Raw genomic sequence first — 11,250 nt, forward strand, 5'->3', positions numbered from 1 at the left:
CCGTGCGGGGGCCCGGGTCGAACCAGGTGTCGTCGGGCAGCCGGTCGAAGAGCGTGGCGGCGACGTCGTCGATGAGCGGCACGAAGCGCTCCGGGTCCTGGTCGGTGTTGCCGACGCCGCCCGGGAAGAGAGAGTCGCCGGTGAACAGGTGCGGGGTGCCGGAGGGGTCGCGGTAGAGCAGCGCGATCGAGCCCGGCGTGTGCCCGCGCAGGTGGATGACCTCCAGCGCGCAGTCGCCGACCGGCACCGTGTCGCCCTCGCCGAGCCGCTCGGCGGAGATGGGCAGGCCCTCGGCGTCGTCGGCGTGCACGAGCGCGCGCGCCCCGGTCTTGGCCACCACCTCTTCCAGCGCGACCCAGTGGTCCATGTGCTGGTGCGTGGTCACCACGGCGGCCAGCCCGCCGTCGCCGGCCAGCTCCAGCAGGCGCGGCGCCTCGTTCGCGGCGTCGATCAGCACCTGCTCGCCGGTGGCGTTGCAGCGCAACAGGTAGGCGTTGTTGTCCATCGGGCCCACCGACAGCTTGGTGACGGTGAGCCGGTCGAGCTCGCGCACGGCCGGCGGCCCGCCGGGCGTGACGTCTCCGGTGTAGGTCATGACGATGTTCAGATCCATTCCGGTGGGTTGGGCAGAGGGCCGTCGGGGTCGACGGTGAGCAGCTCGCCCGCGCCCCGGCCGGTCAGCCAGGCGGCGAGTTCCGGCGCGGGGCCGGTGACCGTGGGCGCCCCCTCGGGGTCACCCACGACGAGTTCGGAGGCCGCGCCGTCGAAGCGCAGCACCATGGCCGGCGCGGCCGGATTGCCGGACAGCCCGGTCACCACCTCGTGCAGCAGCCGCTGGGCGAACGCCTCCGGCCAGTCCGCCGGAAGGTAACCGGCCGCCAGGTCGACGTGGTGGACCTCGACCTCGCGCAGCCGGCCCCAGACCAGCATCGCCGCCGGCCAGGGGCCGCGCCGGGTCTGCACGGTGGCGCCCCAGGCGTCCACGGGCATCGCCGCGACCGCCGCGTCGAAGCGCTGGCCGCTGCGGCGTACGTCGTCGAGCAGGTCGGCCGGACCCCGGTCGGCGCCGGCGTCGATGTCGGCGGCGCGGGCCTGCGCCGAGGCGTACATCGGGATGTCCTCGCCGGTGCGCGCGGAGGTGAGCAGGTTGACGAACCCGTCGGCGTTGCGGGCCAGGTGGGTGAGCACGTGCGCCCGGGACCAGCCCGGCAGCAGCGAGGGCGCCGCGACGTCCGCCGCGGTCAGGCCGGACACGGTACGCAGGAGACGGTCGTTCGCCTCGGCCAGCGGGCCGGTCAGCAGCAGGGGGTCGGTGGTCATCGCGTTCTCACGGTTCGACACTAGCGGGCCCGGGCAGGGCGCGCCGCCGGGGAAATCGCTTTCGGCGCGTCGGCGCGGCACCTACCGTCGGGGCCGACGACCTGGGCCGCCCGGTCCGCGTCGTCGCCAACGCGGCACCGGGAGTCGGAGAGGAGGTGGTGCGCATGCCGGTCGCAGCGCGTGTGCTCCACCACGTATCCCTCGACACCGAAGAGGACACCATGACTCTCGACCTGACCGCCCTCGGCTGGGACGCCGGCTGGGCGGCCCACCTCGACCGGCGCGCCGGCCACCGTCCCGGGCGGGTCGCCCGGGTGGACCGGGGCGTCTGCACCGTGCTGAGCCCGCAGGGGCCGGTGCGGGCCAGCCTCGGCGGCGCCGTGCTCGCCGCCGCCGCCCGTGACCTGACCGCGCTGCCCTGCGCGGGCGACTGGGTGCTGCTGTCCACCTGGCCGGACGGCCCGGTCACGGTGGAGGCGGTGCTGCCGCGGCGTACCGCGCTGGTGCGCCGTACCGCCGGCAAGGACGCCAGCGGCCAGGTGCTGGCCGCCAACCTCGACGCCGCCGCGGTGGTCGAGCCGGTGCACCCGGAACCGGACGCCGCACGGATCGAACGGCTGCTCTCCCTGGCGCACGAATCCGGGGCGCAGCCGCTCGTCGTGCTCACCAAGGCCGACCTGGCCGCCGACCCGGAGGCGGTGGCCCGGCAGCTGGCCGACCTCGCGCCGGGCGTGCCGGTGCTGCCGGTCAGCGCCGAGCGGGGCGCCGGCCTGGCGCCGCTGCGCCGGTTCGTCGGCCCCGGGCGCACGCTCGGCCTGCTCGGCCCCTCCGGCGCCGGCAAGTCGAGCCTGGTCAACGCGCTGGCCGGGGCGGACGTGATGCGCACCCAGGCGATCCGCCGCGTCGACGGCAAGGGCCGGCACACCACCACCTGGCGGTCGCTGGTGCCGCTGCCGGGTGGGGGAGCGGTGCTGGACACCCCCGGCGTACGGGCGGTCGGCCTGCTCGACGGCGCGGCCGGCCTGGACCGTGCCTTCGCCGACATCGCCGAGCTGGCCGCCGGCTGCCGGTACGGCGACTGCGCCCACGACGCCGAGCCGGGCTGCGCGGTGCGCGACGCGCTGGAGGACGGCGCGCTGCCGGCGCGCCGCTGGGAGAGCTGGCGCCGGCTGCAGCGGGAGATCGAGTACGAGGGCGGCCGGCGCGCGGCCCGGCTGGCGGCCGAACGGCGGGGCGGCTGGCGTGGCGGGCGGCGACGTACCGGGCGTCCGGCGCCGCCCCCCGCACCCGGGGCATTCTGAACCTGCGCGAGCCGGTCGGGTGGGCGTGAGTGGTTCCCGCCCGACCGGCCTGAGCTGGGGGAATGTTCGCGAGACGGAAGTTGTCATACGTCGGGGCTAGAGTTGCCGAGGCGTCTTCTCTGCGCCCCGACAACCTGTGAAAACCACCCAGACCCGGCGTCTGGTGCACAGATCCGCCTCATATTCTTCTTCCGGGAGCACACGCACCGTGGCCGACCGACTGATCATCCGTGGCGCGCGCGAGCACAACCTGCGTGACGTCAGTCTCGACCTGCCCCGGGACGCCCTGATCGTCTTCACCGGGCTGTCCGGTTCGGGCAAGTCGAGCCTGGCGTTCGACACCATCTTCGCCGAGGGGCAGCGCCGCTACGTCGAGTCGCTGTCGTCGTACGCCCGGCAGTTCCTCGGGCAGATGGACAAGCCCGACGTCGACTTCATCGAGGGCCTCAGCCCCGCCGTCTCCATCGACCAGAAGTCCACCTCGCGCAACCCCCGCTCCACCGTCGGCACCATCACCGAGGTCTACGACTACCTCCGCCTGCTGTTCGCCCGCATCGGCGAGCCGCACTGCCCGATCTGCGGCGAGCGGATCTCCAAGCAGAGCCCGCAGCAGATCGTCGACCGGGTCCTGGCCATGGCCGAGGGCACCCGGTTCATGGTGCTCGCGCCGGTGGTGCGCGGCCGCAAGGGCGAGTACGTCGACCTGTTCGCCGAGCTGCAGGCCAAGGGCTACGCCCGGGCCCGGGTCGACGGCGTGGTGCACCCGCTGACCGAGCCGCCGAAGCTCAAGAAGCAGGAGAAGCACACCATCGAGGTGGTGATCGACCGGCTCAGCGTCAAGCCCAGCGCCAAGCAGCGGCTGACCGACTCGGTCGAGGCCGCGCTCGGTCTCTCCGGCGGCCTGGTGCTGCTCGACTTCGTCGACCTGCCGGAGGACGACCCGGCCCGGGAGCGCCGCTACTCCGAGCACCTGGCCTGCCCGAACGACCACCCCCTCGCGATCGAGGACCTGGAACCCCGGGTCTTCTCCTTCAACGCGCCCTACGGCGCCTGCCCCGAGTGCACCGGCCTGGGCACGAAGAAGGAGGTCGACCCCGAGCTGGTCATCCCCGACCCGGAGCGCACGCTGCGCGAGGGCGCGATCCAGCCGTGGGCCACCGGGCACAACCTCGAATACTTCCTGCGGCTGCTGGAGGCGCTGGGCGAGGCCGAGCACTTCGACATCGACACGCCGTGGCGGAAGCTGCCGTCGCGGGCGCAGAAGACGATCCTGCACGGCTCCGACGACCAGGTGCACGTGCGCTACCGCAACAAGTACGGCCGCGAGCGCTCCTACTACACCGGCTTCGAGGGCGTGGTGCAGTGGATCGAGCGCCGGCACACCGACACCGAGTCGGAGTGGTCCCGGGAGAAGTACGAGGGCTACATGCGGGACGTGCCCTGCGCGGCCTGCGGCGGCGCGCGGCTCAAGCCCGAGGTGCTCGCGGTCACCCTGGCCGGCAAGAGCATCGCCGAGGTCTGCAACCTGTCCGTGGGTGAGGCCGCCGACCTGCTCGCCGGCATCGAGCTGACCGACCGGCAGAAGATGATCGCCGAGCGGGTGCTCAAGGAGATCAACGCCCGGCTGAAGTTCCTGCTCGACGTCGGGCTGGACTACCTCTCCCTGGACCGGCCCGCCGGCACGCTCTCCGGTGGCGAGGCGCAGCGCATCCGGCTCGCCACCCAGATCGGCTCCGGCCTGGTCGGCGTGCTCTACGTGCTCGACGAGCCGTCGATCGGCCTGCACCAGCGCGACAACCACCGGCTCATCGAGACGCTGCTGCGGCTGCGCGGGCTGGGCAACACGCTGATCGTGGTCGAGCACGACGAGGACACCATCCGGGTGGCCGACTGGATCGTCGACATCGGCCCGGGCGCGGGCGAGCACGGCGGCAAGATCGTGCACAGCGGCTCGGTGCCGGCGCTGCTGGACAACACCGAGTCGGTCACCGGGGCGTACCTGTCCGGGCGCAAATCCATTCCGACGCCTGCCGGCCGCCGGCCGCAGACGCCGGGCCGCGAGCTGGTGGTGCACGGCGCGCGCGAGCACAATCTGCGCAACCTCACCGTGAGCTTCCCGCTCGGCCAGCTCATCGCGGTCACCGGCGTCAGCGGCTCGGGCAAGTCGACGCTGGTCAACGACATCCTCTACACGGTGCTCGCCAACCAGATCAACGGCGCCCGGCTGGTGCCCGGCCGGCACACCCGCATCACCGGCCTGGAGCACGTGGACAAGGTCGTCGGCGTGGACCAGTCGCCGATCGGGCGTACCCCGCGCTCCAACCCGGCCACCTACACCGGCGTCTGGGACCACATCCGCAAGCTCTTCGCCGAGACCACCGAGGCCAAGGTCCGGGGGTACGGCCCGGGCCGGTTCTCGTTCAACGTCAAGGGCGGGCGCTGCGAGGCGTGCTCCGGCGACGGCACCATCAAGATCGAGATGAACTTCCTGCCGGACGTCTACGTCCCCTGCGAGGTGTGCAAGGGCGCGCGCTACAACCGCGAGACGCTCGAGGTGCACTACAAGGGCAAGACGGTCGCCGAGGTGCTGGACATGCCGATCGAGGAGGCGGCCGAGTTCTTCTCCGCCATCCCGGCCATCCACCGGCACCTCCGGACGCTGGTCGACGTCGGCCTCGGCTACGTGCGCCTCGGCCAGCCCGCGCCGACGCTGTCCGGCGGTGAGGCGCAGCGCGTCAAGCTCGCCTCCGAGCTGCAGAAGCGCTCCACCGGCCGCACCGTCTACGTGCTCGACGAGCCGACCACCGGCCTGCACTTCGAGGACATCCGCAAGCTGCTGATGGTGCTGGAGGGGCTGGTCGACAAGGGCAACACCGTCATCACCATCGAGCACAACCTCGACGTGATCAAGACGGCCGACTGGCTCATCGACATGGGCCCCGAGGGTGGCCACCGGGGCGGCACCGTCCTCGCCACCGGCACGCCGGAGGAGGTCGCCGAGGTGCCGGAGAGCCACACCGGGCAGTTCCTGCGGCCGATCCTCAAGCTCGACGGCAAGGCCAAGGGCGCCAAGGCGGCCACCAGCCGGGCGGCCAAGGCCAACGGCAACGGCGGCGCCAAGCCGCGGGCCCGCAAGGTGCCGGCCGCGGCGCGCTGACCGACGTCCTCCATGCGATGCCCGGTACGTTGACGCGCCAGTATGAACCGTGCCCCACGCTGGTGCGTGTTTCCGCAGTAAGCCGAGAGAAAGGCCGGATATGAGTGATGATCAGGCATTGACCCGACCGGTCACCCAGAGCCGCCGCGCCCTGCTCGCCGGAGCCGGGGCGGTCGGCGCGGCAGTGGTGCTCGCGGGCTGCGGCAGCGACGACGAGGCCTCGCCCGGGCTCGCCCCGACCAGCGGCGGCCCGCCCGGCGCCACCGCCACCGGGGACGCCGGTGGCGGCGACCGGGCCGGCAGCAACTCCGTGGCCCGCACCTCGGACATCCCGGTCGGCGGCGGCGCGGTCTTCGCCAGCCAGGGCGTGGTCATCACCCAGCCCGAGGCCGGCCAGTTCAAGGCGTTCGACCCGATCTGCACGCACCAGCGCTGCCCGGTGTCGAACGTCGACGGCGGCACGATCAACTGCACCTGCCACAACAGCCGCTTCTCCATCGTCGACGGCTCGGTGAAGGGCGGCCCGGCCACCAAGCCGCTCGCCGCGAAGGACATCACCGTCGACGGCGACCAGATCCGCCTGGCCTGACCACCCGCCGCGCCCCCCGTCACCCGGGGGCGCGGCGGCGGCCGGGTGTCAGGGGTGCGGACTAGGCTTGACAGCGTGGCTGACCCCTCGACGTACCGTCCCGCGCCCGGCACCATCCCGGAGTCGCCAGGGGTCTACCGCTTCCGCGACGGCACCGGCCGGGTGATCTACGTCGGCAAGGCGCGCAACCTGCGCAGCCGGCTCAACTCCTACTTCGCCGACCCGGTCGGCCTGCACCAGCGCACCCGGCAGATGGTCTTCACCGCCGAGTCGGTCGACTGGATCACCGTCGCCACCGAGGTCGAGGCGCTCCAGCAGGAATACACCTGGATCAAGCAGTACGACCCGAGGTTCAACGTCCGCTACCGCGACGACAAGTCGTACCCCTATCTCGCGGTCACACTCGACGAGGAATACCCCCGGTTGCAGGTGATGCGGGGCGTCAAGCGCAAGGGCGTGCGCTACTTCGGGCCGTACTCCCACGCCTGGGCGATCCGCGAGACGCTCGACCTGCTGCTGCGCGTCTTCCCGGCGCGGACCTGCTCGTCCGGGGTGTTCAAGCGGGCCGGGCAGGTCGGCCGGCCCTGCCTGCTCGGTTACATCGGCAAGTGCTCCGCGCCGTGCGTCGGCAGCGTCACCGCCGACCAGCACCGGGAGATCGTCGACGGTTTCTGCGACTTCATGGCGGGCCGCACCGACACCATGGTCCGCCGGCTGGAGAAGGAGATGCTCGACGCCAGCGAGCAACTGGAGTTCGAGCGGGCCGCCCGCCTGCGCGACGACGTCGCGGCGCTGCGCCGGGCCATGGAGAAGCAGACCGTGGTGCTCGGCGACGGCACCGACGCCGACGTGGTCGCCTTCGCCGACGACCCGCTCGAAGCCGCCGTGCAGGTGTTCCACGTCCGCGGCGGCCGGGTGCGCGGCCAGCGCGGCTGGGTGGTGGAGAAGACCGAGGAGCTGAGCACCGGCGACCTCGTGCACCACTTCTGCACCCAGGTGTACGGCGGCGAGCAGGGCGAGGCCGACGTGCCCCGCGAGCTGCTCGTGCCCGAGCTACCAGGCGACGCCGACGCGCTCGCCGACTGGCTCTCCACCCGCCGGGGCAGCCGGGTGTCGCTGCGGGTGCCGCAGCGCGGCGACAAGCGGTCGCTGCTGGAGACCGTCGAGCGCAACGCCAAGGACGCGCTGGCCCGGCACAAGCTCAAGCGGGCCGGCGACCTGACCACCCGCAGCCAGGCGCTCGACGAGATCGCCGACGCGCTCGGCATGAACACCTCGCCGCTGCGCATCGAGTGCTACGACGTCTCCCAGATCCAGGGCACCGACGTGGTCGCCAGCATGGTCGTGTTCGAGGACGGGCTGCCCCGCAAGAGCGAGTACCGCCGGTTCATCGTGCGCGGCGCCACCGACGACCTGTCGGCCATGTCCGAGGTGCTGCGGCGGCGCTTCGCCCGCTACCTCGACGCCCGCGCCGAGACCGGGGAGCTGGGCGAGGAGACCGCCTCCGACCCGGACCGCCCCGGCATCGACCCGACCACCGGGCGGCCGCGCAAGTTCGCGTACCCGCCGCAGCTCGTGGTGGTCGACGGTGGCCCGCCCCAGGTGGCCGCCGCCGCGAAGGCGCTCGCCGAGCTGGGCATCGACGACGTGGCGCTGTGCGGGCTGGCGAAGCGGCTGGAGGAGGTGTGGCTGCCCGACGACGAGTTCCCGGTGATCCTGCCCCGCACGTCCGAGGCGCTCTACCTGCTGCAACGGGTCCGCGACGAGGCGCACCGCTTCGCCATCACGTTCCACCGGCAGCGGCGCTCCAAGCGGATGACCGAGTCGGCGCTGGACAACGTCCCCGGCCTCGGCGAGGTACGCCGCAAGGCGCTGCTGCGGCACTTCGGCTCGCTGAAGCGGCTGTCGTCGGCCACCGTGGAGGAGATCACCGAGGTGCCCGGGGTGGGCAGGCGTACGGCCGAGGCGATCCTGGCCGCGCTCGACGGCTCCACCGACGCCACCACGGCCGCCCCCCGTTCCTGACCCTTCGCCTGCTCGCGCCTGCTTGTGCTGCTCGCGCCTGCCGTCGTGGCCCCCGGCCGCTGTCCAGAATGCGTCAACAAACGCCCGCCGGCCCGCCACCGCCGTCGCGTGCCGTGGGTGGAACGCCGTGGGTGTCTCGGGCTGCTTTTGACACCCATGCCGCTCCAGTCGCCGTCGCCAGGTGCCTCGGGTGGAACGCCATGGGTGTCTCCGCCCGCCTTTGACACATACGCCGTTCCAGCCAATGCCTGTTCCCGGTGGGCGAAAATGTCCACCTTGCAGTTCGTGCCTAACGTATGACCGCTTTGTGAGGCTTGTCCGGGGGGGCCGACTGCAAGGTCTGCCGTGCGCGTGCACCGCGAATGCGCCGCCCAGCGCGCCCTGGGGCCGGTGTCCGGTTTGCCGGGGTGGCGCGTTGTGGTCGGCGCCATGCTCACGGCGGAATCCGGGGTGGGGTGCAGGCGTTGTACATGGCTGACCGCCCAGGCACCAGGGCCGAGCGCTCAACCCGGTCCGCCCGGCGCCACGGGTCAGGTCACGGGAATCGCCCCGGCCCGGCCGTCGTTACATCCCCCGACGACGAGCACCCCCGCCGGCGGGAATGACCCCGGCCCGGTGGTCGTTACATCCCCGAGCCGCGGAGCAGCCCCCTTTCGGGGCGCCCGCGCGCCAGCCCGCTCGACGGGCACCCCCAAGACTTTTCCCCTCCGCGGCACCCCCGCCGCGTATCCCCCATTTCAGGGAGGCAACCATCATGGCTACCACTCTGCTGCGCAAGACCGTTCTGACCGCTGCCGGTGTCGTCGCCACCGCCGGTGGCATCGCCGGCCCTGCCATCGCCGCCCACGCCGCCCCGGCCGAGAAGGCCGCCATCGTCGCCGACCGCAAGAGCGGTCATGGTGAGCGTGAGCTGGACGTGCGCTACGAGGCCCAGCCGAACTTCTACTTCTGCGGCCCCGCCGCCGCCCGCAACGCGCTGAGCGTGCAGGGCAAGAACATCGACGTGCACGCCATGGCCCGCGAGATGGGCACCACCGAAGCCGGCACCAACTCCATCAACGACATCACCCCGGTGCTGAACAAGGAGACCGGCGCCAAGGACGCCTACAAGTCGGTCGAGATCAGCACCCCCAAGGCCGACGACAAGCAGACCGACAAGCTGCGCGCCGACGTGGTGAAGACCGTCGACGCCGGCCGGGCCGTGGTCGCCAACATCGCCGGCACCGCCACCGACACCGACGGCAACACCCACTCCTTCGAAGGCGGCCACTACATCAGCGTCATCGGCTACCGCGACGACGGCAAGACCGTCACCATCGCCGACAGCGCCGACCCGAACACCGCCACCTACCGGATGAGCATCGACAACCTCGCCGACTGGATCGCCACCCGCGGCTACAGCACCAGCTAAGACCAACACCGCCGCACCCATGGCTGCAGAGCAAGAACGGCAGCACGCACACCGGAAGGGCCCGACCCCCACCACAGGGGGTCGGGCCCTTCCGCGCGTACGTCAGGACTCGGTGAGTACGGCCAGGATCGCGTCGCCGTACTTGGCGAGCTTGTTCTCGCCCACCCCGCTGACCCGGGACAGCTCGGCCAGGGAAGCGGGCGGCTCGGCGGCGATCTGCCGCAGCGTCGCGTCGTGGAAGATGACGTACGCCGGGACGCCCTGCTCCTTGGCGGTGGCCGCGCGCCACGCGCGGAGCCGCTCGAAGACCGGCGCGGCGGCGGGGGAGAGGTCGGCGACCACAGTGGCCGCGCCCCGGGGCTTGGCGGACCGGCCGGCCGCCGGCCGCTCCGGCTCCTTGCGCAGCGTGACCGTACGGCGGCGGCCGAGCACGTCCGCGCTGGCCTCGGTCAGCGCCAGCGTGCCGTAGTCGCCCTCGACGGCGAGCAGACCCTCGGCGAGCAGTTGCCGCACCACGCCCCGCCACTCGGTCTCGCGCAGCTCGGTGCCGATGCCGAACGTGCTGAGCGAGTCGTGGCCGTGCTGGTCGATCTTGTCGGTGTGCTTGCCGAGCAGGATGTCGATGCTGTGCCCGGCGCCGAAGCGCTGGTTGCGTTCGCGGTCGAGCCGGTAGACGGTGGAGAGCAGCTTCTGCGCGGCGACAGTGCCGTCCCAGGACTCGGGCGGGTCGAGGCAGGTGTCGCAGTTGCCGCAGGCGGCCACGCCGGTCTCGCCGAAGTATTCGAGCAGCTGGGCGCGGCGGCAGCGGACCGTCTCGCAGAGCGCCAGCATCGCGTCCAGGTGGGCGGCGAGGTTGCGCCGGTGCGCCAGGTCGCCCTCCGACGTCTCGATCATCTTGCGCTGCTGCACCACGTCCTGCAGCCCGTACGCCAGCCAGGCGGTGGACGGCAAGCCGTCGCGCCCGGCGCGGCCGGTCTCCTGGTAGTAGCCCTCGACCGACTTCGGCAGGTCCAGGTGGGCGACGAAGCGTACGTCGGGCTTGTCGATGCCCATGCCGAACGCGATGGTGGCGACCATGACCAGCCCGTCCTCGCGCAGGAAGCGCTGCTGGTTGGTGGCGCGGGTCGTGGCGTCCAGCCCGGCGTGGTACGGCAGCGCGGGGATGCCGTTGGCGACCAGGAACTCGGCGGTCTTCTCCACCGAGGCCCGGGACAGGCAGTAGACGATGCCGGCGTCGCCCGGGTGCTCGTCGCGCAGCAGGCTGAGCAGCTGGCGGCGGGGCTCCCGCTTCGGCACGATCCGGTACTGGATGTTGGGCCGGTCGAAGCTGGCCACGAAGTGCCGGGCCTCGGTGAGCCGCAGCCGGGTGGCGATCTCGGTGCGGGTCGCCCGGGTCGCGGTGGCGGTCAGCGCGATGCGCGGCACGTCCGGCCCGCGGTCGGGCCGC

At 72.5% G+C, this 11,250-nt stretch carries 8 protein-coding genes; 5 read left to right on the forward strand and 3 right to left on the reverse strand.

Annotated elements, in window-relative coordinates; genetic code table 11:
- Nucleotides 1–595: MBL fold metallo-hydrolase (locus KBX39_RS10760; RefSeq protein ID WP_210870301.1), on the reverse strand; the 595-nt coding region annotated here is incomplete at its 3' end.
- An 8-nt stretch (nucleotides 596–603) separates the two neighbouring features.
- Nucleotides 604–1,320 carry a maleylpyruvate isomerase family mycothiol-dependent enzyme gene (locus KBX39_RS10765; protein WP_069089084.1) on the reverse strand — a complete coding sequence of 239 codons (717 nt, stop codon included), beginning with the start codon at nucleotides 1,318–1,320 and terminating at the stop codon, nucleotides 604–606.
- Between the two features lie 221 nt (nucleotides 1,321–1,541).
- Between KBX39_RS10765 and rsgA the strand changes: the two genes are divergently transcribed.
- The 5 genes from rsgA to KBX39_RS10790 all read left to right on the forward strand — a co-directional run bounded on the left by rsgA (nucleotide 1,542) and on the right by KBX39_RS10790 (nucleotide 9,803).
- Nucleotides 1,542–2,621 (forward strand): ribosome small subunit-dependent GTPase A, encoded by a 1,080-nt coding sequence (rsgA, locus tag KBX39_RS10770; RefSeq protein ID WP_210870303.1) that lies wholly within the window; start codon nucleotides 1,542–1,544, stop codon nucleotides 2,619–2,621.
- A gap of 208 nt (nucleotides 2,622–2,829) precedes the next feature.
- The gene (gene uvrA, locus KBX39_RS10775; RefSeq protein ID WP_043329614.1) at nucleotides 2,830–5,778 is read left to right on the forward strand and encodes an excinuclease ABC subunit UvrA; all 2,949 of its coding nucleotides are present in this window, start codon (nucleotides 2,830–2,832) and stop codon (nucleotides 5,776–5,778) included.
- A gap of 100 nt (nucleotides 5,779–5,878) precedes the next feature.
- Nucleotides 5,879–6,367, forward strand: coding sequence for a Rieske (2Fe-2S) protein (locus KBX39_RS10780; protein ID WP_064445299.1), 489 nt, complete (start codon nucleotides 5,879–5,881; stop codon nucleotides 6,365–6,367).
- A 75-nt stretch (nucleotides 6,368–6,442) separates the two neighbouring features.
- Nucleotides 6,443–8,392, forward strand: coding sequence for an excinuclease ABC subunit UvrC (gene uvrC / locus KBX39_RS10785; RefSeq protein ID WP_043329617.1), 1,950 nt, complete (start codon nucleotides 6,443–6,445; stop codon nucleotides 8,390–8,392).
- Between the two features lie 754 nt (nucleotides 8,393–9,146).
- Nucleotides 9,147–9,803 carry a C39 family peptidase gene (locus KBX39_RS10790; RefSeq protein ID WP_113972485.1) on the forward strand — a complete coding sequence of 219 codons (657 nt, stop codon included), beginning with the start codon at nucleotides 9,147–9,149 and terminating at the stop codon, nucleotides 9,801–9,803.
- 102 nt (nucleotides 9,804–9,905) lie between these two features.
- On the opposite strand, the gene KBX39_RS10795 is transcribed toward KBX39_RS10790, so the two are convergent.
- A partial coding sequence (locus tag KBX39_RS10795) for a RecQ family ATP-dependent DNA helicase (protein ID WP_210870299.1) occupies nucleotides 9,906–11,250 on the reverse strand: 1,345 nt, incomplete at its 5' end.

Source organism: Micromonospora sp. D75 (assembly GCF_018070405.1).
Lineage (GTDB): Bacteria > Actinomycetota > Actinomycetes > Mycobacteriales > Micromonosporaceae > Micromonospora > Micromonospora chalcea.